The organism is Caldococcus noboribetus (assembly GCF_055389385.1).
The window spans coordinates 332,778-353,745 of the sequence record NZ_AP042475.1; the positions used below are offsets into that span (position 1 = coordinate 332,778).

General features: G+C 51.6%; 17 protein-coding genes. 10 read left to right on the plus strand and 7 right to left on the minus strand.

The features are described 5' to 3' along the window. The first annotated feature begins 29 nt into the window (after positions 1–29). Both ACZ5GQ_RS01760 and ACZ5GQ_RS01765 read left to right on the plus strand, forming a co-directional pair. The gene (locus ACZ5GQ_RS01760; RefSeq protein ID WP_498856939.1) at positions 30–1,943 is read left to right on the plus strand and encodes a DALR anticodon-binding domain-containing protein; all 1,914 of its coding nucleotides are present in this window, start codon (positions 30–32) and stop codon (positions 1,941–1,943) included. Continuing rightward, complete coding sequence (locus tag ACZ5GQ_RS01765; RefSeq protein ID WP_498856940.1) at positions 1,944–2,642, plus strand: nucleoside phosphorylase-I family protein; 699 nt, start codon at positions 1,944–1,946, stop codon at positions 2,640–2,642. Here the strand turns inward: ACZ5GQ_RS01765 and ACZ5GQ_RS01770 are convergent. Further along, on the minus strand, positions 2,635–3,570 hold the full coding sequence (locus tag ACZ5GQ_RS01770; protein ID WP_498856941.1) for a hypothetical protein: 936 nt from the start codon (positions 3,568–3,570) through the stop codon (positions 2,635–2,637). The genes ACZ5GQ_RS01765 and ACZ5GQ_RS01770 overlap by 8 nt on opposite strands. Positions 3,571–3,675: 105 nt before the next feature. Here ACZ5GQ_RS01770 and pheS point away from each other — a divergent pair, with 105 nt between their 5' ends. The 5 genes from pheS (at position 3,676) to ACZ5GQ_RS01795 (ending at position 11,027) form a co-directional block, all read left to right on the plus strand. Next, on the plus strand, positions 3,676–5,121 hold the full coding sequence (pheS, locus tag ACZ5GQ_RS01775; protein ID WP_498856942.1) for a phenylalanine--tRNA ligase subunit alpha: 1,446 nt from the start codon (positions 3,676–3,678) through the stop codon (positions 5,119–5,121). 4 nt (positions 5,122–5,125) lie between these two features. Then, positions 5,126–6,802, plus strand: coding sequence for a phenylalanine--tRNA ligase subunit beta (gene pheT / locus ACZ5GQ_RS01780; RefSeq protein ID WP_498856943.1), 1,677 nt, complete (start codon positions 5,126–5,128; stop codon positions 6,800–6,802). Positions 6,803–6,809: 7 nt separating this feature from the next. Beyond that, positions 6,810–7,628, plus strand: a complete 819-nt coding sequence (locus tag ACZ5GQ_RS01785) for a GTP cyclohydrolase I FolE2 (RefSeq protein WP_498856944.1) — start codon at positions 6,810–6,812, stop codon at positions 7,626–7,628. Positions 7,629–7,764: 136 nt separating this feature from the next. Beyond that, complete coding sequence (locus tag ACZ5GQ_RS01790; protein ID WP_498856945.1) at positions 7,765–9,618, plus strand: glycoside hydrolase family 15 protein; 1,854 nt, start codon at positions 7,765–7,767, stop codon at positions 9,616–9,618. 47 nt (positions 9,619–9,665) lie between these two features. Continuing rightward, complete coding sequence (locus ACZ5GQ_RS01795) at positions 9,666–11,027, plus strand: hypothetical protein (protein WP_498856946.1); 1,362 nt, start codon at positions 9,666–9,668, stop codon at positions 11,025–11,027. 5 nt (positions 11,028–11,032) lie between these two features. Here the strand turns inward: ACZ5GQ_RS01795 and ACZ5GQ_RS01800 are convergent, their stop codons facing one another. The 4 genes from ACZ5GQ_RS01800 to ACZ5GQ_RS01815 all read right to left on the minus strand — a co-directional run bounded on the left by ACZ5GQ_RS01800 (position 11,033) and on the right by ACZ5GQ_RS01815 (position 16,387). Next, positions 11,033–12,763 carry a glutamate--tRNA ligase gene (locus ACZ5GQ_RS01800; RefSeq protein WP_498856947.1) on the minus strand — a complete coding sequence of 577 codons (1,731 nt, stop codon included), beginning with the start codon at positions 12,761–12,763 and terminating at the stop codon, positions 11,033–11,035. Positions 12,764–12,765: 2 nt separating this feature from the next. After that, positions 12,766–13,782, minus strand: a complete 1,017-nt coding sequence (locus ACZ5GQ_RS01805; protein ID WP_498856948.1) for a polyprenyl synthetase family protein — start codon at positions 13,780–13,782, stop codon at positions 12,766–12,768. After that, positions 13,772–14,905, minus strand: a complete 1,134-nt coding sequence (fni, locus tag ACZ5GQ_RS01810; RefSeq protein ID WP_498856949.1) for an isopentenyl-diphosphate delta-isomerase — start codon at positions 14,903–14,905, stop codon at positions 13,772–13,774. The genes ACZ5GQ_RS01805 and fni overlap by 11 nt, the downstream gene beginning before the upstream one ends. Positions 14,906–14,977: 72 nt before the next feature. Then, positions 14,978–16,387: an APC family permease gene (locus tag ACZ5GQ_RS01815; protein WP_498856950.1), complete on the minus strand. Its 1,410-nt coding sequence runs from the start codon at positions 16,385–16,387 to the stop codon at positions 14,978–14,980. A 201-nt stretch (positions 16,388–16,588) separates the two neighbouring features. Here ACZ5GQ_RS01815 and ACZ5GQ_RS01820 point away from each other — a divergent pair, with 201 nt between their 5' ends. Then, entirely contained in the window at positions 16,589–16,906 is a 318-nt protein-coding gene (locus ACZ5GQ_RS01820) for a hypothetical protein (protein WP_498856951.1), read from the plus strand. 7 nt (positions 16,907–16,913) lie between these two features. Here the strand turns inward: ACZ5GQ_RS01820 and ACZ5GQ_RS01825 are convergent, their stop codons facing one another. After that, positions 16,914–17,372: a hypothetical protein gene (locus ACZ5GQ_RS01825; protein WP_498856952.1), complete on the minus strand. Its 459-nt coding sequence runs from the start codon at positions 17,370–17,372 to the stop codon at positions 16,914–16,916. Positions 17,373–17,445: 73 nt separating this feature from the next. Here ACZ5GQ_RS01825 and ACZ5GQ_RS01830 point away from each other — a divergent pair, with 73 nt between their 5' ends. Further along, positions 17,446–18,009, plus strand: coding sequence for a class I SAM-dependent methyltransferase (locus ACZ5GQ_RS01830; RefSeq protein ID WP_498856953.1), 564 nt, complete (start codon positions 17,446–17,448; stop codon positions 18,007–18,009). 125 nt (positions 18,010–18,134) lie between these two features. On the opposite strand, the gene ACZ5GQ_RS01835 is transcribed toward ACZ5GQ_RS01830, so the two are convergent. Further along, complete coding sequence (locus ACZ5GQ_RS01835; protein WP_498856954.1) at positions 18,135–19,154, minus strand: molybdopterin-dependent oxidoreductase; 1,020 nt, start codon at positions 19,152–19,154, stop codon at positions 18,135–18,137. A 58-nt stretch (positions 19,155–19,212) separates the two neighbouring features. On the opposite strand from ACZ5GQ_RS01835, the gene ACZ5GQ_RS01840 reads away from it, so the two are divergent. Next, the gene (locus tag ACZ5GQ_RS01840) at positions 19,213–20,877 is read left to right on the plus strand and encodes an ATP-binding protein (RefSeq protein ID WP_498856955.1); all 1,665 of its coding nucleotides are present in this window, start codon (positions 19,213–19,215) and stop codon (positions 20,875–20,877) included. Positions 20,878–20,968: the final 91 nt, after the last annotated feature.

The following is a 20,968-nucleotide window of genomic DNA, read 5'->3' on the forward strand; positions in this document are numbered from 1 at the left end:
TCTCGCTGCTTGGCGCTAGGGCCCGAAGCTTGCTAGACCCTGTGACCCGAGCTATCGTCAGCTCTTCGGAGGTCCTCTCAAATATACTCGGCATTGACCAGCTTGTTGCCCTTAGGGATCTAATGGAGCCTGTAAAGGAAGAATACGGGGACTCCTCGTTTCCTTCGATAAGGTACTCCAAGAATCCTGATGAGGTAGCCAAGGCGCTGGCAAGCAAACTAGCGTCAGACTACAATATTAGCTACGTCGACGTGAAGAACCTAAAGGGCTTTACCAACTTAACTTTTAAATGCGGGGATCTTATTAAGGCGGTAGTAGAGTGGGCCAAGAATGGCGAGGAGCTAGAGGTTCCCAAGACCCCTAGGCCCCTCAAGATAGTGGTTGAACATACTAGCGCTAACCCCATACATCCTCTCCATATAGGACATACAAGAAACGCCTGCATAGGGGATTCGCTTGGGAGGCTCCTCAGGTCTAGAGGGCATAACGTCGTGACAAGGTTTTACATAGATGACGTAGGCCGCCAGGTGTCCATAGCTGCCCTCGGTGTCAAGCTGCTGGGCATAGATGTGCTAAAGGAGTCACAAAGGCTCTCAATAAAGCCTGACTCGCTGGTGGGCTGGATATACGCTGTAACCAGCACCACCATAGACTTTCTAAATGCCAAAAAGGCCGGGAACAGCGAGGAGGCGGAGAAGCTAGCCTCAACCCTTGCTAAACTAAAGTCCCAGGACCCAGGAGGCCTCTTTGATAAGCTTTACACGGCGATCTTATCCCTCGAGAATCCTGACGCAGCCGTAGCTGACCTCAATAATAGATACGAGAAAGGGCTCGAGCCCGAGAAGACCCTGATTAGATCTATGGTTCAGGCAGTCCTTGAAGGCTTTAGACAGAGCCTTGAGGTTCTTGACATAAGCTTTGACTTCTGGGACTGGGAAAGCGACCTAGTTTGGAGTGGGCTCGTGGGCGAGCTTGTTGAAGAGGCTAAGAAAAGCAAGTACTTCATTAAATACAAGGACGCTGACGCAATAGACATACCTCGGATAATAAGCGAGGAAATTCAGCACGACAAGGAGGCCCTTAGCTCTATAAAGCTTCCCAAGGGGTTCCCCTTGCCGCCCCTCATTCTGCTCAGGAGTGACGGGACAACGCTTTACACCACAAGGGATCTGGCCTATAGCGTACTCAAGTTCTCGCAGACAGGTGCAGACAAGGTAATCAACGTCATAGGCGCTGATCAGAGGCTCCCGCAGCTTCAGCTAAGGGTAGCGCTTTACGGCCTTGGCCACAGGAAGGAGGCGTTAAACTTAATTCACTATGACTACGAAATAGTTAGGCTCACCACAGGCAGCATGCACGGCAGGAGGGGCGAGTACGTCACACTTGACTCCCTTCTCAGCGAGCTTTCTGCGAGGGCATTAAAAGAGGTCATAGAGAGGAATCCGTCTATGTCAAAAGAGGAGGCCATGGCAATAGCTAAGAGCATAAGCGTTGGAGCCATCAGATACTTCATGGTTCACATGAGCGCCTCAAAGCCTCTGACATTCAGCGTCGAGAAGGCCATGAACCTTAAGGAGAGCAGTGGCCCATACCTTCAGTACACGTACGTGAGGGCAGTTAATATACTTGAAAAGCATGGAAAGATTGATCTTAACTCCGTGGACCCTGAGAAGTGCACGGAGCCTAGGAGGAGGCTCCTGGTGAGGGCATTGAGGACCCCGCTGGTAATAGCCAAGGCAGCTGACGACCTAGCTCCAGAGGACCTTGTATCGCACTTAGCCGACTTGGCGGATAATTTCAATACTTGGTACGAGCAGGACTCTGTAATAAGGGAGTCCGACGTTGGAGCAAGGGAGCTGAAGGCGTTGATAGTGGACATAGTAAGGCAGTCCCTAGGCATTGGTATGAACGTACTGGGCATACCAACGTTGAGGAGGATGTGAATGCCTTATCATATAAAAGCTGAGAAGGTCCCCGAAGGGGTCCTGATAACTGGAGACCCGCTGAGGGCCGACAGGTTCGCGCTATTACTTGAAAGGCCGCAGCTCATAAACGATAACAGGGGGCTCAGAACTTACGTAGGTCTTTACAGGGGCAGGGAAGTTGCCATAGCTGCCCACGGAATGGGGGGCCCCAGCGCTGCCATCGTAGTTGAGGAACTGATAAGCATAGGGGCAAAGAAAATCATAAGAGTAGGGACAGCTGGTGCAATCTCCTCAGAGCTGAGGCCAGGAGATATAGTTGTGGTAGACGCGGCGTCATCAACCTATGGCGGCGCAGGGCTTGGACTTTACTTTGGACCTATATGCCCACCTTCATCTCCTGACCCAGAGCTCACCTACAGGCTCTTGCAGGAGCTATCTAAGTTAAAGCTAGATGTAAAGGTTGTCAGGGGGCCTGTCTTCTCTAGCGACTCCTTCTACGCAGAGTCTAGCGTTCTTAGCCTGCTTAAATCCCTTGGATTTAAGGCCGTCGAAATGGAGTGCGCCACGGTGACGGCTCTATCAAGGATAAGGGGGGTCAGCTCTGCCTGCGCCCTCGTGATAAGCAACTCAGCGGGCTCCTTGCAGAGCGATCAGGCCCTCACGGACAGGAGCCTTATGAGCGCCGCCACGGCGTCTCTAGAGGCGCTTGTCACGTAGAACCAAGATCTATTATCAGAGAATCCTTGTGCATCAACTCTGATGACTTAACAGCCACAAAGGAGCCCTTGCTGTCCTTAAACATTATAAATCCACCCCAAGAGGCCCCTGGAATTAACGACTTACCTATAAGCGCCCTCGCGTCAACAACCCTAGGTCTCATGGATATGAAGTCCTGCGAGATTATTGAGAACAACTTACCGTCCCACTGAACTCCTAAAAGCTTGGAGGCCTTCGATGCCGCCTCGCTGAGTCTCAGCGACGCAAAGTAGTAGTCTTGCGCGTTGAGCAGCTTATGGCGCCAACTCTCTACGGCTATGCCGCTGCTTGATACCTTCATCTCAGCTTTCCTTGCAGCCAGGAGGCTGTCCACCTCCATGAGCACCGTGGCTACTACGTGAGGCTGCTCCGCTATTCTCTCCAATAGCCTGAATTTCCTCGTCGCACCAACCTTAGGCTTATCGCCTCCATAGTCTAGCATATAAACTACGTACTCACCCTTCACTATGCTGTCTATGTACCTACAAGCTTCGAGCGCCTTCTCCGACCTCGAATCAAGGCAAAGCGTGTAGATAGCCCTCTCGGACCTCCTGTGCTTTGAGCAGAAGCCCTCAGCAGCAACCGGGCAGTATAACCTCTTAAGAGGATCATCAGCCTCGTCCAGGGGACCGTTGTGCCACTGGCAATACGACTGCCATGGCTCTTGGGCTATCGTGAGCTCTGACGTGTACTTAAAAACGTCTGAGTAGCCCTCCGGCTGTACTAAGAGGTAGTCCAAGGACACAGGGTAAAGCGTTACATCTACGCTATCGCGGGATGCCACAAATAGGAAGCCCTTTGGCGGCTCCACCTTCCTTAAGGTAGGCTCGCCTATCCTCTGCCTTATAAGCCTTAGAATGGCCCTGGTGGCCCCCACACTAACCATCAAGATGTGAAGTCAACCCGACAGAGGATATTAAGCTTACCTGTGACTCTAATCCTCCGAGACAAACATTTAATTGTTCAGCCTTAAGTCAATCACGGGAGGCTAACCATGGCCGCTGAGCAGCTAAGCCCCAGCGAGCTGGAGCTTTTAAAGAGGCTCGCAAAGCTTGGCGAACCGCTAGACCTTGAGAAGTCTGAGGAGCTTATAGGTATACCTGCGAGCAGTGCCGCGAGCCTAGCAAACCTCCTTGAAGCCAAGGGGCTTGTTAAGGTCAGCAGGAAGACCGTCACCAAGGTGCTCCTTACCGAGAGGGGCGAGGAGGCCTTAAGGAACGGGTTACCTGAAGAGAGGCTTCTTGAGCTATTAGAGGCCAACAATGGCTCGGCCACCGTTGACTCAGCCAGGAACCAACTTGGAAAGGACTTCAATGTAGCTGTTGGAATTGCCGTGAGGGCTGGCTACGTAAAGATAGCTAACGGCATTATAACTCTTGTAGACCGCGAAAAATTCAGGGCTAGCATAGTTAACCTAAAGGAGGGCCTTAAGAGCGTAAAGGAGGGAGGGCTTGTAAGTGAGAAGATAGTTGATACGCTGAAAAGCAGAGGGCTTGTAAAGGTTGAACAGAAAAGCCTGATAAGCGTGAGGTTGTTGCCTCAAGGGCTGTCGCTGGCAACCGCTAAGCCAAGTATAGCTAAGTTATCTCATGAACTTATAGCTACAGGCAGATGGAGAGAGTACACCCTAAGGCCATACAATGTTAGCGCGGAGCCACCGTTAAGGATGCCAGCGAGAAAGCACTTCTTTGCCGAGTTTATAGAGGAGCTCAAAGACCTCATGAAAGAGATGGGTTTCACCGAAGTAAGTGGCCCTCTTGTGGAGTTAGAGCTATTCAACTTTGACGCGCTCTTTCAGCCCCAGGATCACCCGGCTAGGGAAATGCATGACACTTTCTGGCCTGACCTGCCGCCGGCTGACCTAAGGGAGTACGCTGACATCGTTGCCAGAGTTAGGTATGAACACGAACATGGGTGGGGATACAGATGGGATGAAGGCATAGCCTCGAGGAGAATTCTAAGGAGCCAGACCACCGCTGTGACCATAAGGGTCCTTGCATCAAGGCCTAGGCCTCCGGTTAGGTTCTTTACAATAGACAAAGTCTTCAGGGCAGATCCCGTGGATGCCACGCACCTGTCAGACTTCCACCAACTAGACGGAATTATGGGGTGGAATGGCTTCACTTTTAGGGATCTCCTTGGGTTCCTGAGCGAGTTCGGCAAGAGGCTTGGCCTGGAGCTTAAGTTTAAGCCTGCTTACTTCCCATTTACAGAACCCAGCGTAGAGGGCTATGCGAAGATAGGAAACGACCTTGTGGAGGTCTTCGGCGCAGGCCTCTTCAGGCCAGAGGTCCTCAGGATTGCAGGCGTTGACTACCAGGTGGGGGCCTGGGGCATGGGCGTTGAAAGGCTAGCCTTAGCCCGCTTTGGACTCCATGACGTTAGGGACCTTTACTCTAAGGATTACGACTTTCTGAGATCGTTTAAAGCCGAGGTGTAAGGACATGGTAACGCTCAGGTTTAAGCCTGAGAGGCTGGTGGACACCTCAGGCCTAGACCTGGATATTGTTGAGGAGGCCCTCTTCAGACTAAAGTGCGAGACGGAGCTTGACAATGAATACCTCTCAGTTGAGATAAACCCTGACAGGCCGGACATGTTTATCTCTGAGGGCATAGCAAGGGCTGTTAGGGGCATAGAGTCCATAGAACTTGGTTGGAAACCCATCAATGAGAAGCCCAGGGACAGCGGCCTAGAGTTAATTAACGAGATGCCAGGAACTAGGCCCTACATAGTTGCAGCAGTAGTATATAATGTAAATGTTGACTCAGAGTCCTTCCTTGAGGAGCTTGTCCAGTTCCAGGAAAAACTTCACGATACCATAGGAAGAAGGAGGAGGAAGGTTGCCATAGGGTTCCACGACTTAGCTAAGGTTAAGTCTAAGAAGCTTAAGTATACTATGCTGCCGCTCAAGAGCAGCATGATACCCCTTGGCAGGAGCGAAGCCATATCAATAGATGAGGTCCTGAGAGGCACGGAGCAGGGAGTGAAATATGGTAACATAAGCCTTGCTGAAGGCTTTCACCCAGCATTTATAGAAGATGATGGAACAGTTCTTTCTTTGCCGCCTGTGATAAACTCGGAGCTTACCAGAGTTGAGGTAGGTACCAGGGACCTTCTTATCGACGTCACTGGGACAGACTTAGCCTCCGTACTTAAGGTGCTGGACATCATAGTGCTTAACTTAGCCGAGAGGAGAGGGTCATACATAGGCCTCGTTAAGGTGACCCCGAGGTCTGGAGAGCCCTTGCAAACACCAGCGCTTAAGAGTAAGGAGATGAGCCTTGATGTAAATTACGTTAACAGGGTTCTAGGCGCAGACCTAACTGCCGATGAAGTTGTGCTCTCGCTACTTAAGATGAGGCACAGCGCCTCGCCCGAAAACGACCACGTTAAGGTAGTGGTTCCCCCATTCCGTTATGATATAATATCAGAGATAGATCTTGTAGAGGACGTTGCTATGGCGCTGGGCTACGACTCTCCTAAGCTCTCGCCTAGCAAGTACGTCAATGATGCAAGGGGGTCGCTGTTAGATCACTCCCTGCTCTCGAGGGCGGCACGCGATATAATGACAGGGCTTGGCTTCACGGAGGTTATGAATTATATGTTAACAAGCTCCTCCCTGCTAAAGCTCTTTGACATGGCCAGCGACTCTGTGAGGCTTAAGAACCCTGTGCAAGAGGAGCTAGACGCCTTAAGGCCTTCCCTCGTGCCTCAGCTCCTTCAGTTCATGCTCTTCAACGTAAGTAAGGCTAAGCCCGTCAACATCTTTGAGATAGGCAAGGCTGTCAGAAAGGTAGGCTCCGAGGTTGTGGAGGACCTAAAGTTAGCCGCCGCCACCATGGATGACTCTGTGAGCTATGAGGACATACAGTCTATTGCCTACGCTTTTATAAGGTCATTTGGCGTCAAGCCCAGCGCTAGGCCCCTTACGGTCAGCTGGCTCCTCGCAGGCAGGTCCGCATCGCTCCTGGCTAACGGCCGCGAGGTTGGAATTATTGGGGAGATAAACCCTGACGTACTGGATAAGCTTAACATTACATACCCAGTGGCCGTTTTTGAACTCTCGTTAACAGAGCTCCTAAAGGTGATAAGGGCTGGAGCTGCAGGACAAGAGCCCTGATTACCCTGTGCCAGTTAAGAGGATAGGCTTCAGGGGGGTCCTGAAGAGAATCCTGATAAAGTCGCCCCAGGGAACCTTTGCTTTTGACGCTAGAATTAATGTTTATGTGGACATTTCATCTAGCAGAAAAGGGGCCCATCTGTCCCGTAATGTTGATGCTATGCAGATATTGGACTCCCTCCCCCAGGAGTCCTGGAGCCTTGAGGGCCTCGCGGAGAGCATTCATGACCAACTTCTAAACTTACACAACTACAGCGATAGCGCTGGCGTCGAGCTATACACAACCTATTGGGCGAGGGCTGTCTTTGAGGATATAGAGTCCCTGGAGCCAGTTAAGGTTAAGGTTGCCGTAGTGGGAGGAAGGAGCGAAAAGACTTTCCTGACAAGCGTCTCCGTTAAGGGTTTCACGGTATGTCCCAGCGCGCAGAGAACCATAGCTGACATGTTCAACTACAGCTCCACAGCGCCTAGCCATAGCCAGAAGGTAATGCTCAAGGGCTCCATAATATCCCGTAAGCTTCACATAATTAGCATTGATGACATAGCTTCAGCCCTCTGGGCCTCCCTCTCAGCACCAGCCTTCACACTGCTTAAGAGACCCCAAGAGGCAAAGCTTGTCTTTGGAGCTCACAGGAATCCAAAGTTCGCTGAGGACGCAGTCAGGGATGCAGTGAGGAGACTCAGGTGCCTGGTTGACGAAAGCCTTCCTGGGGATACTGTACTTAAAGCCGAGATCTACAGCTTAGAGAGCATACACCCACACGACGTCTTCGCAGTCGCCGAGGGAAAAGTTGAAGAGCTGCCCAAGATAGGCTGTAACGCCTAATGCTATGTCAAGGAAGCTCTAAACGCGCGCTCGCGACCTCTTGGTGGCCGTTTCGAGCATTTACATTTAAACTACCCTTAAAATGGGGGTCCTACAGTAAATATACCATGATACGATTCCCACGCGGTGATCATAAATGGCACGACTTGCAATGGTTAGTAATGGAACTATAGCAGCCCTCTATGATGGCAACTTCTACATAAGGAGCATTTATTATCCCATGCTTGACCAACATCACAATCACTCAGTTAACGGCGCCTTTAGGATGGGTCTATGGAAGGACGGCCAGATGATATGGCTTGAAAGCGTGGACAAGTCAATTGAAATGGATAACCTGATAGCTAAGGCCATTTTCAGGCTGGGCGAAGTTACCGTAGAGCTTACCTCGCTGGCCTCCCAGACAAGACCAGCAATAATAACTAAGGTAAGCATAAAGGGTGAGGGCCTCTTTAGGTTCATACAGTATAACGACTTCAGGCTTAACAACAGCGAGCTCGGCGACACGGCGCTTTACGACCCTCGGCTCGACGCCATAATTCACTATAAGGGGGGCACCTGGTTTGCAGTAACATCATCGCATAAACTCTATGAGTACACTACAGGAAGGAGGGATCAAGGGACTGTCTTTGAAGACTGCCAGGATGGTATCTTAAATAAGAACCCAATAGCCCAGGGCTCCGTTGACAGCGCCGTCTCCATAGCCGCTAAGGACTTTTACCTTTACATAGTTGCGGGAAGAAGTTACAGAGAACTTGTAGAGTCAGTAAAGGATCTGAGGGCGAGGCCCGGCGAGCACTTTGAGCGCGACAGCAGGTATTGGAGCGTCCTTACAGAGCCCGTCAAGGATGTGAAGCTCTTAAAACAAAGCGTAGCTGTACTTATCGGCCACATGGGTAACAGCGGCGAGGTGCCTGCGTCGCTAGACACCGACATCCTTAAGTTTAACCTTGACACATACGCATATACGTGGCCAAGGGATGCAGTCCATGTAGCTATAGCCCTCGACTCCATGGGCTACTGGTCCTTTACCAGGAGGTTCTACGAGAAGCTGTTTACAGAGCTTATGACCCCTGAAGGTTACCTCTATCAGAAGTATAATGCTGACGGCACTTTTGGAAGCACATGGCACCCGTGGACTTCCGAGACCGAAATTAGCAAGAACATACAGGAGGACGAGACCGCCCTGGCAGTCTATGGCTTCTGGTACCATATAATGGCCTCTAATGATTACTTCCTGTTACGTGAGATCTATGAGGATCTAGAAAAAGCTGTAGATTTCATGGCCAATTTCATCAACGAGAAGCTGTCCCTGCCCCTGATGAGCTACGACCTCTGGGAAGAGAGGCTTGGGGTTCACACGTATACGGTCGCCGCCGTCTACGCTGCAATGAAGAGCGCAGCTGACATAGCAAGGAGGCTCGGCACATGGAGCAAGGAGGATAAGTGGAGGCGCTTGGCTAAGGTCATCCAGAACGGCTTCAGGGAGCACATGTTTAATAAGGAAGGAGGCTACTTCTACAGGATGATAGTAATAGACAAGGACAGGGTTGTCAGCGTCGACAAGACCTTAGATTCCTCAGCCCTAGCAGCTGGCCTCTTCGGTCTTGTAGATCCTTCAGACCCCATGTTCGAGGGCACCGTAAAGGCTGTGAAGGATAAATTGTGGGTTAACAGGGTAGGGGGCCTCGCAAGGTATGAAAACGACTACTACCAAAGGATTAACGGCGACTATACTGGCATACCGGGCAATCCATGGATAATAACTACTATGTGGCTGGCGCAGAGCTATATATTACAGAAAAACCTTGACGCCGCTAAACAATTAATGGCGTGGGTCGAGGGCGTCGCTTCCCCCACTGGAATGCTGCCAGAGCAGGTCAGCCCCTTCGACTCAGCGCCCCTCTCTGTTATGCCGCTAGCGTGGAGCCACGCCGAATATATTAAGACTTACTATATGTTGACTGGCAAGAGCTTGCTCCCGCCGAGCTAATTTTTAGTTGCGCCAGCAAGGGCTCGCTACCTTGATTTTTAATAATAGTGCAGCCCTCAATAGAGATACAGGTGTCTAACTTAGCAGCAGAGTGCAGCTCGCCTATACTCAAGTGGTATACCTCAAGGCCTTGGGCGCTAAGCTGTGATAGCGTAACCTACTACTGCAAACCCATAGATGGAGGCCTTGCTCTCATAGTTGAGGGTTGTGATGAGAAGGCCTTCGCGCCTATTTCCGTGCTACCTAACGGTTCAGTCATAGAGCTGGACTCCTCTATAGCGTGGCTTAACTCGGTGCTGCGCTCCCCCGCCGCCTCGTTAGAGTCAAGCTGTGATGGGCTCATAAAAATAAAGGGACTTAAAATCATAAGCTCAGGGCTGAGATCCGTAAGCTATGAGGCCATAGATGAAGACGGCAGGAAACTGCTAATAAAGGCCTTAAGACGTCTTGAGAGTGATAATATAGAACCTCTCGTGCTCAGATACTTAACGTTTGCAAACTACAAGCAGGCCCCCGCCTTCATGTGCGACTTAACCTACGAGGGTTCACCTTATATCATAGTAACTAGCTTTGTTGATGGATCCCCGGCGGCCACGGCCTACGTTAACGACGCCTCTAACAGGTCCACTGATAACATAGGCTTCATAGGACCTAAAATAGGGTCTGCCGTTTCAGAGCTTCACAACGTCATGATGGCCTGTAGTGAGAGCTGGTGCAGGCCGGAACCCATAACTGATGCGGACATCAGAAGATGGTTTGAAAGGATCAGCTGGAGGGCCTCGTGGCTAAGGGAAAAAGGCATACACATGCTTCCGTACAACGATAGACCCCTAGTTTACGAGGCTGCCGACTCATTAGAGGAGCTTGTCAGCTACCTGGAGCCGCTCGCAGAGAAACTCCTAGGAAGAACCAAGCTAAGGATACATGGCGACCTTCACCTTTACCAGATAATAGAGTCCCAGGACGGGAGCATATACATAACTGACTTCGAGGGGGAGCCCTATAAGATGCCCGCAAACAAGCTAGAGAAAGAGCCTGCTGTGAGAGACTTGGCTGCCTTAGCAAGGAGCATTGATTACGCTGCAATGATGGGCGAACAGCTAAGGACCGGCGCCTCACTTCTTCAAGTATCGTCATGGCCCTCCGAGGAGCTTCTTAAATGGGAGAAAGAAGCCTTCAGGAGCCTCGTAGACTCGTACATCAGTAGCGCTGAGAGTAAAGGGCTTAGCAACCTGCTAGACGACCTTCCGACGCTCTTCTTTTGGCTTATCGAAAGGGCCAGCTATGAGTCAGTTTATGAAATCATTGCGCACACAGGATATCACTATGTGCCATTGAACGCTATAATAAGGTACAAGGAGGGCTCGGATGATCTGGCAAACTATGTCAAGGAGTTGTCCTCTCAGTAAAACGCTTATGTATGAGTTAATATGGCAACGAGCGGTTCAATGGAGTCTATTATGACAAAGCCGTAACGTATGAACTGCAGCCTGGAACCTTTGCTGTAGTTGTTTATGTAACTCTCGACGAGCCCCTCGTGCCTTACTAAGTTTAGGCCATCAGGTTCCAGCACCGTGAGCTTAACAGAGCCCGTCTCGGGCACCCACTGAATTATCGGATAGCCTTCCCTCCTAGCCTCTTCAAGGCTGTCATTCTTGAACTCTAGCAGACCGTCTTTAACATTTACTATGTAGTTTCCTAAGCCGGCGAGCCTCACAACGGGAGCCTTGGTATCATCGCTTGGAATATAGATGTAGTCGCCATTGCATACCTTTATCTCACGGACGGCCTGCAGCCTATTGGGATGTAAAGGTATCCTTGCCACGTAGCAGTCCGGCTGGCTCAGCCTCATCCTGACGCCGCGACCTCCGGTAAGCTCTACGAACATCAATCTGTCGGCTATGGGGTCGAGCTTCTTCCTGTTAACTGCGGCCAGGTTTGCCCAGCTGAGCTTGGCGTCGCCAGGTCTCACACCTACATCAAGAATTACGTCCCTTATGGACTCAGGCAGTATGCCACGCCTACGAAGGCCAGCTATGGTACCAAACCTTGGGTCGTCAAGACCCATGAACTCGCCTGGCCTGTCATTCATTATCTTCTTTATATAGCTCTTGCTCATTATGAAGCCCTCCAGCTTCAGTCTCCCGAAGTGTATGTATGTAGGTTCAGGCCACCCAAAGCACTTGTAGACGTAACTTTGCTTAACCGTGTTAAGCTGATGCTCCTTACCTCTGAGTACATGAGTAATGCCCATTAAATGGTCATCAACACTGACAGCAAAGTTGTAGGTAGGCCACACTATGTACTTGTCCCCCGTCAGCGGGTGCGGGTGAACGCTTGTGTCAATGATCCTGAAGGCCACCCAGTCCCTGAGGCTGGGGTTCGGGTCTTCAACGTTTGTCTTAAATCTTACTACTGCCTCACCCTCCTTATAGTGCCCTGAAAGCATCTTTTCAAACTCCTCTAACTGCCACTCCGGCGGCTTGTCCCTGTAATCCGGCGGCACCCCCTCCGATATCAGCTTCTTGCTTTCCTCGCCCCCTAGATCCACATAGGCGCAGCCCTTTGAGAGGGCCTCCTTCATAGTTGAATAGAATATCTCCATGCGAAGGCTCTGTATGTACTCCTCATCCCACCTGACTCCGAGCCACCTGAGGTCCTCCTTAATCATGTCATAGGCCTCCTTCATAGGTGTCTTAGTCCTTGGGTCAGTATCCTCAAACCTTAGTACCATCTTGCCCTTGTACATCCTCGCGTACTCGTAGCTCAATATGGCAGGCCTGGCATTGCCTATATGAATTGCAAAGTCTGGGTTAGGGGCAAACCTTGTGACGACTTTGCCTTCCTGGGCGTTAGGAAGCGGGGGCAGGACCTTCTGCTCAGGCTTTTGTCTCTTCTGGCCCTCTTCCACCACCTCGCCAAATTCCCTTGCCAGCGCGTCACGCTGCTCCTCAAAGCTCATAGAGTTAACCTTATCCACCGTCTCCTTTACTATGGGCGCCAGCTCCCTGGCCCTCTGCCTGAGCTCTGGGTGCTCGGCTATGAGCGTTGACATTACGCTGTTTACCATCGCCTTGCCTCCGTGCTGCACCGCGTTACGCAGCGTAACCCTGTAGACCAGGGACCTCAGCTCATCTAAGCTCATGTTTACTTCTCCCTCTGGGCACTAAATACTGCAAGGTCCTTTAGGGCTCTATAGGCCTTTTCATCCACTATGAGTCCTGAGGCCTTTAACATGTCAAGCTTTTCTATGGCAAGCTGAGAGTAGCTGTTAGCCAGGCTCTGCGCATAGTCAAGGGCCCCAGTGCCCTTTATAGCTTCAGCCGCCTCCTTAAGCTTCTCCTCCGAGCTATCCCCTTTGAATATCTCAGCCAAAAGCTCCTTTACCCTCTCGTCGCTTGAGGCCGCCTTCAGCACCAGTATAGTTTTCTTGCCGCGGCGAAGATCGCTGTAGACAGGCTTGCCAGTCTTGGCTGGGTCGCCAAAAACTCCAAGTATGTCATCCCTTATCTGGAATGCCAGGCCGACAAGCCTCCCGTACTCCCCCATGGTCTCTATCACCTCGTCCTTGGCCTTAGCCGCTATGGCGCCTAGCTTGGCCGAGGCCTCCACTAGGGCCCCCGTCTTAAGGTATATCATCCTTAGGTAGTCCTCTGAGTCCACGTCCCAGCTCTTCTCAAAGAGCATATCATAACCTTGCCCCTCAGCCACCTTGCGTGAGGCCTCTGTTAGAGCCTGTACAGCTTTAATTACGTACTCCTCATCAAGTCCTTTCTCAAGGCTCCTCAGAATCGACGCAAATGACAGCGAAAACATAAGGTCACCAGCGGTAATAGCCAGCGGAACCCCATAGACCTTGTGGACTGTAGGAACTCCCCTTCTAAAGTCATCGTTGTCCATAATGTCGTCATGCACTAGAGTGAAGTTATGGAAAATCTCCACTGCAGAGGCCAGAGGGATTGCGCGGGCCTCGGCGTCAATACCGCCTAAGGCCCTAGCTGTGGCGAGAACCACCAGCGGCCTTAGCCTCTTCCCGCCTGCCTTTATTAAGTGAAGTGAGGCTTTGTAGAGCTCCTCAGGAGCGCCCTTTATCACGTCATATATGTCCGAGTTCACTAACGGAACGTACTTATTCACGAGGTCATTCATGTCGTCAAACGCCATTGTTTCGCCTCCTCCAAAGAAGTGTCGTAACTCTGCTATTTAAGTAACTACTAACGTTTATGCCCCTTGACTCTAGCTCATCCTTGAGCCGACCCCACACGGTAACGCCAGCAAGCCAAAGATCCTGAGGCCTCCTGCTGCCACTCATTAACATTGCCGCCTTTAACTGATAAAGCGTCTGTAAAACGTACCTCTCCAGCCCTTCGCGACCAGCCGAGAGCGCCCTGAGCGCAGGAGCCGCAAAGCCACCTATGTCGGCGCCTAGAGCTATGGCTTTGGCTACGTCAAGGCCGTCCCTGATTCCACCGCTTCCAATTATATATGCGTCAGGGGCCGCGCTCCTGGCCTCCACTATTGCAATAGCCGTGGGGTTGCCCCAAAGATCCGCCATGCTAGCTGGATCCCTGAGCGGCGCCCCGTGCTTAGCTTTAGACCTGAGGGCCTCTATCTTGATCCAGTTAGTGCCGCCTAACCCTGCAACGTCAAAGCACTTGACTCCAACAGAACGTAGCGCACTAATATCCTCAGCGCTGAGACCGGTGCCCACCTCCTTAACTATTACGGGCACTGGCATCTCGTCTACGAGCTCTGCTACCTTCTCCAGTATGCCGCTGAACTTGGTGTCGCCCTCGTCCTGAAACAGTTCTTGCCCAACGTTAAGGTGCACCGCTATTGCGTCGGCCTCTATCATCTCTACGGCCTTCAGGGCCTCCTTCACCCCGTACCCTTTGGCCAGCTGCGCCCCGCCGAGGTTAGCCACAATGAAGGCGTGAGGAGCCTTCTCCCTTACTACGGAAAACGTCCTAACTAACGAAGGGTCCTCTATGGCAGCCCTCTGGCTTCCGACGCCCATTGCTATTCTGAACTTCTCGGCAACCTCAGCTATGGCGGCGTTTATGGGCTCCACATCAGGATGACCCCCTGTCATGCCAGTTATTATGAGAGGTGCGCCTAACTCATGGCCACAGAACTCAACCGAGAGATCTATGTCATCCAGGTTGACCTCCGGGAGCGACCTGTGAACTAGTCTTACGTACTCTAGTAGGGTAGTTTCCTGAGGCTCCACGTTACCCCTCCTTACAATGTCTATGTGCTCAAGCTTCCGGGCGCTGGTGAACGACATCTAGCTGCTCACTCATAAGTACCCGTAGTGGAGGGGCTTAAATAACGGCCCAGGTTCCGTGCGATCCGTCTACTAGCCTTGTGACTGCTCGGAGCCTCTTATGCTCTTAAGCTCGTCCAGGACTTCAGCATATATGAACCCTATTATTATCCATGCTATGAATATGTCAACCTCTAGCTGAAGGCTCTTTGATACAAAGCTCAGCGACATGGCCCACAGACTTATGATGGCGGCACCAAATCCTATTAAGATGTCCGTTAGCTTTCTGGTTATCCAGCTAAATGACCTAAGCGAGTCAAAAGTCATGGCTCTGCGCAGCCCCCTGAAGCCTTCAAGAATATAAGAGAAGTTAGCAGAAAGGTGCACAAATAGGTTGGCGAGGCCCGCCAGGCTACCATAAACTAGGAACAGTGCAAAGGGCCTCTCATAGAGTATCAGCACTGGAAAAGTAACTATACCATAAATAGCCACCGTTGCCACCACGGCATTAAATGGGTGATCGCCCTTAACCACTGCTAAGCCCTTATACAGCATGTTGTTTTTTGCCATCGCGTAGAGAGTCCTTGACGTGGCGGCCATAAATGACAGGGGCGCTAAAATTCCGTCGTTGAATGCGGCGAAAACTAGCGGTATTATATAAAGGTCTCCGTAGAACTTACGCATAAAGTCTATAACCGGTACCCTTGCCGTTAGTATGAAGTTTAACTGGCCAGTTACCAATGAAGCGTCCAGGAGCGAGTATACCGCCAGGCTAGCAAGGAGGCCGCCCGCTATGACCACAATTATTGCGGCTTTACCTATGTACTCCTTCCTTATGGCCTCCCCACCCAGCGGAGTTATGGAGCCATATCCTGTGGGTATGCCTATCGCAAATAGAATGCCAGCTGCTAAGAGCGATGGCGGCGGTACTAACCTTGATGAGAACGGGTTATAGAGCCTGAAGCCTGCTATCATGAGGTTAGCCAAACTTATGTAAAGAATCGCGACAACTTCTATTATTGAGGCTATCTCTGCATATTTTGCTGAGGGCCTGATGCCCAAGATTAGGAACGTCGCCGCCGGGATGTATATCATAATAGTGGCAAGGAGAGGATCCAGGTGGAGGGCGTACCTCAGAACGTAGGCAGCGCCTAGGAAATAAGCAGAGCCGTAGATAACGGAGTACATTATGTAGAGCCAGCCGGTCTCCAGGCCTAGCCTTCGAGTTAAGCTATAAAATGCATATATATAGTAGCCTCCGGTCTCACCATACCTCTTTGAGAGGCCATAGACAACCATCGCGTTTAGCATGACCACGAGCGTTCCTAATATAATTACTGTTGGGGCGAAACTTCCCGTATAGGAGACCACCCCTGTGGCGTAAGTTAGCAGGGAGAGCAGCGCCGCCTGGCCTCCAAAAGACAGAAACACAAGGTCTAGCAGGCTCAGCTTTCTACTTAGCTGTCCCTCCGTCGTAGCTGTCGTCCTCTCCGAGGTCTTCATTGATTGGGCTACCTTCTCATTTAAATAATCTCGTACTACTTAAAAGGTTTACTGGGGTGTTTAGGTTTCGCTGAGTGCGAAGAGTTATATAAAGAGCTGTCCGAGGCTAGAGAGAGAATAAAAGACCTGAGAAGCCAACTTGAAAGTATCTTAAGCGATCTCAGAGTAGTGATCAAGTCCCAGAATGACCTTATATCATGTTTGAAGCTTCACTCCCCGGCCTACTTCTCGTGGCTTGAACCTAAGGTTGATGAGATAGAGCTTGAGGCCCCTAGGGATGAATCACCTGAGATTTCCCCTGACGACTGTAACAAGGTTCGCCAAGCGCTTGTAAGGGAGAAGTCCCTTGAGTCGTCACTGACCTTTAGGCTAGCTGAGCTTAATATCTCCATAAGGAATGAGGTTATTAGACTCGCGGGCCTGGTGGCCCTCTGCAGGCACTTTGAGCCTGAGCTGTCCGAGAGGATAAGCAACGAAGCGCTCAACCCGCTCCTTTCAAAGTACCTCTCGATAGAATGAAATAGTTTCATGAGCCCTCCGACAGCCTTTTCCTAGGCTCATGTAGTTTTCTCACTATGTATACTATGGCTTCAATGAGTATCAAAAGCTGTACAAAGTCCACATCGATGGAAAACCTGCCCAGATCATTGATAAGAAGTACCACCAGAGGGTAAACCACCACTTTAGCATGCAGAACAGTTGCATCGAACATCAGGGAGCCAGCGTCGGCCCCAACCATGTAAGCGAGGAATGGAAACCTGTACCTGGGATAGAACGCCAACAAAATGAGATAGAGAAGCAGCGAAACAACTATAGAGGAGCCTAAAAATGTCCTTGCAGCAACTGAACCCACCATGTAACCCAGGAGCAGCGAAATTATGGAAAACGCCCCTAACAAGGCCATTTCGAGTTTCCTTGTGAACTCACGCTGAAACCCCGCCTCTGCATCGGTGCTTCCCATCGCTGACCCTCTGGCTGCGGGCACGCGTCGCCACGTCAGCTGTAACTAGTTCTAAACTTTTATGCTCCTCCTGACTCCCTCCACTCGGTAAACCGATATGGATAGGCATGGCCTGTTCAGAAAGCACTTGATGCCTCCTGTGAACCCCTCAATCCTGGAACCTCTTGGATTGCAGCCAGGCATGACAGTGGTGGACTTGGGCTCAGGGCCTGGAAGGTTTGCAATACCTGTGGCTAGGGTAGTCTATCCTGGAAAAGTCTACGCAGTAGACATAGATAAGGAGTCCCTTCAGATAGTTGTTAAAAGGGCCTCGGAGGAAGGGCTCTCCAACATTGAGATTATTGAGGCTGACGTAACTAAGGACGTGAAGCTACCTGATAACATGGCTGATGTGGTGATAATGGCAAACGTGTTACATGACTTCATTTATGAAGGCGTTTCACAAGCAGCATTGAGGACTGCTGTGCGCTTACTAAAGCATGGAGGAAGGCTTGCGGTCTATGAGTTTAAAAAGGGGGTAACCCTCTTCGGACCTCCGCAGTGGCTTAGGGTGCCCCCTGAGAGGGTAACTGAAGAGCTAAGGATCGTAGGCTTGACTTCAATTAACGCGATTCAGGATATCAGCGACACCCATTACTTAGTCATGGGAGTTAAGCCCTGAGCTGGGCTGAAAGTAGACACTTCACCTAAATTCAAGGCAGAGCCTCTGAGGTGTCCCTCCTTCTATAACAATGAATCACCTGTGACTATGGCAAGGTCATATGCCGCATTAGGTTTTAGTTAAAGTTACCAACAGAAGTCCGTTAAAGACGGATTCCTTAGCTTGAACCTCTCATTATGGGACGCTAGCCCCCTCTCATGATAAGCTAAGGCCTCCCAGTAGCCATCCTCATAGTCCCTCAAAAGCTCAATCTTTGAGACCCACTTAGTCCCCTTCCAGCCGTAGAGAAGTGGGCTGAAGATCCTAGCGGGGCCCCCGTTCTCATCAGGCAGGGCCCTGCCATCTATACCCACTACTAGTGCCGCGCTCTCCACTGCTATGTCAATTGGCATTACCGAGGTGTAGCCAGAGTAGCTCCACGAGTAGACCCACTTGGCGTCCCCTAAGCCATTAAGCTTCCTGAAGAGGTCCTTCAGTGGAACTCCAAGATACCTCCGGCCCTTGACGCTCCAGCCCGTGACGCAGTGAAAGTCCTCAGGCCCTAGATCCCTGGCCTCGCCCATTACGTCAGCAAGCCCCAGCTCTACCGAGTCGCCGTCCGGCCCTGTCAGGACAAGCTTCCAGGAGCCCCTTTCAATCCTAGGGATCTCGCCCTCGGCTGAGTAAATTACAAACTTAGGTATAGCGACCTGGCCTAGGGGCAGCTCGGTGGCTGCGCACTCCTTAGAAGCCATGACCTGACTTAAAACCTCGCCCTCCCTAACTTCGCCTCTCCTGAGCAGCTCCCCCTCGGGCGGCATTAAGGCAAGGCCGTTAGTGAAGAGGACCCCTGTGAGATTTATGAACGTTGACTTCCTGACGACAACCCTAAGCTGGCCTACCTCGCTTGTCCCGCTGGTCAGCTTAAACACGTAAAGGTCGAAGGACCTTCCTATCAGCTCGTGGCCTGAGTAAACGGCGTTCAGCCCAGCGGAGTTGGTGAGCTCAACGACTTTACTCAGACCGGCGGCGGCCTCGCCCTTGACGTCGTCAAGCGACGCCAGCCTGTCGGTCGAGGAGCACTCAAAGGCCACCGGCATACCTATCTCTGCAAGCCTTCGATTAAGGTATACTTTGCATCCTAAAATGTTAGGTACGGCTGTCATGTTCCCCTTCCGGAGAAGAGGGGCCCTGAATTTAAGGCAGAGGTACTTACGGGCAACCATGGAGATCAAGAAGCTGATAGACGGCGTGCCCAGGAGGTATCGGCCTCTGGCCTCGGTGCCAAGCGCTATAATCATAGCCAAGCTGCTGCTGGACGCGGGAGCTCTCAGGATGCCGGCGGGAAGCCTTGCAATTGGCGCCGCAGGCGCTGCCGCGCTGATCTCATCAGCGGCCGGCGTCTCGATAGCGATCAAGAGGCGCAGCAAAAAATCACCCTCTAGCAGCATGAACTTCAGGGTAATAGAGGTCGTGACCACGGGCACAGCTGAGGAGAGGGCCCAGGCCTCCCAGGTATTGGCCTCCATAGTGAAGGAGAGGGCTAAGGCTGGCAGGGCCAGGTACATGGTGATTTCAATGCTCCAAGGGGGCTATAGCAGGACCCTCATAGGCGTCCTGAACCCCGACCCATCTGAGGTCAACATAGAGGCTGAGATCTTGAAGACCCTTATATCAATGAACGTCAAAGGCGCCAGGCTTAGCGAGCTGGAGGACGTGCCGGAGTCCCTTGTGAAGGGCCTCGAAGCCCTCGAGCCTAACGGCAAGGGCGAGCCCATCATAGTGGAGCCTTCTAGGGGCTCCCTTCCGTTGGCACCCTCTGAGGAACAGGCGGTAGGGCTTAGGCTTGGAGTTGCCTATGAGGGCGCCTACCCGAAGCCAGTGCAGCTCACCGTTAACGATATAAGGGGTCACGTGGCTATCTTCGGCTCGACGGGCACTGGGAAGACCACGACCCTTACCACAATACTTGAGGGCCTAAAAGACGTTGGAGTTAATTTTGTGGCCTTCGACTGGGCTGGCGAAATAAACAGGCTAGTCGATGATAATCTGAAGAGGTGGAGCCCCCTTAGGGATGGAGGAATTAATCCATTTACTGACAAAGGCCTTCGGTCGTCCCCGGAGCTCCTGCTGGACGTGCTCAGCAGCGCCATGAACCTGACCCAGCCCCAGAGCTACATAGTTATGAGGGTTTTCAACGACGGCATACCAAAGAGCTTCAGCGAGCTTCAGGAGGCCATAGAGGCCTACCCAGAGGAGGCCAGGTGGGACAGGGAGGTCAAGAGAGGCCTGTTAAGGAAAGTGGCCGTGGTGGCTAGCGATAAGTTCTCCAACCTGTTCAATGGCTCTGTAGACCTTGAGGAGCTGGAGGAGGAGTCAAGGATAGTACTGCTTGACGAGATAGAGAGCTACACTGTCAGAAGGGCCTACTCGCTGATAATGCTTGCGGCCATGTTCTCTCGCAGGAACAGGACTACCCCTGTGGTGGCAGCAATAGACAAAGCGCATAACCTCTTCAGTGACGACAACGACCTCCTGGGCCATATAATGGCTGAGTCCAGGAAGTATGGGCTCTACATAGCCCTGGCCACCCAGAGTCCTTCAGCTGTGCCTAATGACGTGCTGCTAAATGCCAACACTAAGATAGTCCACGCCCTCAGGAGCCTCAGAGATAAAGAAGTGGTAGTTCAGAGCATGAACTTATCTCACGAGATGGTTGATCTCCTTGATAAGCTACAGCCTGGCGAGGCCATAGTTCAGTCACCCACTATCGTTAACCCCATTCTCGTAAAGGTCCAGTTCAGAGCCCCACTGAGGGACAGCGCTGGCAACGGCCGGGTCAGAGAGCCAGTCAATGCTAATGCCAGTCCTCCACTCTACTATGCCTGACATGACGCTGGAGAGCACTGACTGAGGGCTCATGCCTGTAGTGTCAACCTCTATGGTCATGTCGCCATAGTCTATGAGCTCCTCGGCAACG

Coding starts and splice junctions, on each gene's coding strand:
- ACZ5GQ_RS01835 (WP_498856954.1), bottom strand. CDS start 19,154: ATGACAGCCGTACCTAACATTTTAGGATGCAAAGTATACCTTAATCGA.
- ACZ5GQ_RS01765 (WP_498856940.1), top strand. CDS start 1,944: ATGCCTTATCATATAAAAGCTGAGAAGGTCCCCGAAGGGGTCCTGATA.
- pheT (WP_498856943.1), top strand. CDS start 5,126: ATGGTAACGCTCAGGTTTAAGCCTGAGAGGCTGGTGGACACCTCAGGC.
- ACZ5GQ_RS01790 (WP_498856945.1), top strand. CDS start 7,765: ATGGCACGACTTGCAATGGTTAGTAATGGAACTATAGCAGCCCTCTAT.
- ACZ5GQ_RS01840 (WP_498856955.1), top strand. CDS start 19,213: ATGGAGATCAAGAAGCTGATAGACGGCGTGCCCAGGAGGTATCGGCCT.
- ACZ5GQ_RS01815 (WP_498856950.1), bottom strand. CDS start 16,387: ATGAAGACCTCGGAGAGGACGACAGCTACGACGGAGGGACAGCTAAGT.
- fni (WP_498856949.1), bottom strand. CDS start 14,905: ATGTCGTTCACCAGCGCCCGGAAGCTTGAGCACATAGACATTGTAAGG.
- pheS (WP_498856942.1), top strand. CDS start 3,676: ATGGCCGCTGAGCAGCTAAGCCCCAGCGAGCTGGAGCTTTTAAAGAGG.
- ACZ5GQ_RS01830 (WP_498856953.1), top strand. CDS start 17,446: ATGGATAGGCATGGCCTGTTCAGAAAGCACTTGATGCCTCCTGTGAAC.
- ACZ5GQ_RS01805 (WP_498856948.1), bottom strand. CDS start 13,782: ATGGCGTTTGACGACATGAATGACCTCGTGAATAAGTACGTTCCGTTA.
- ACZ5GQ_RS01800 (WP_498856947.1), bottom strand. CDS start 12,763: ATGAGCTTAGATGAGCTGAGGTCCCTGGTCTACAGGGTTACGCTGCGT.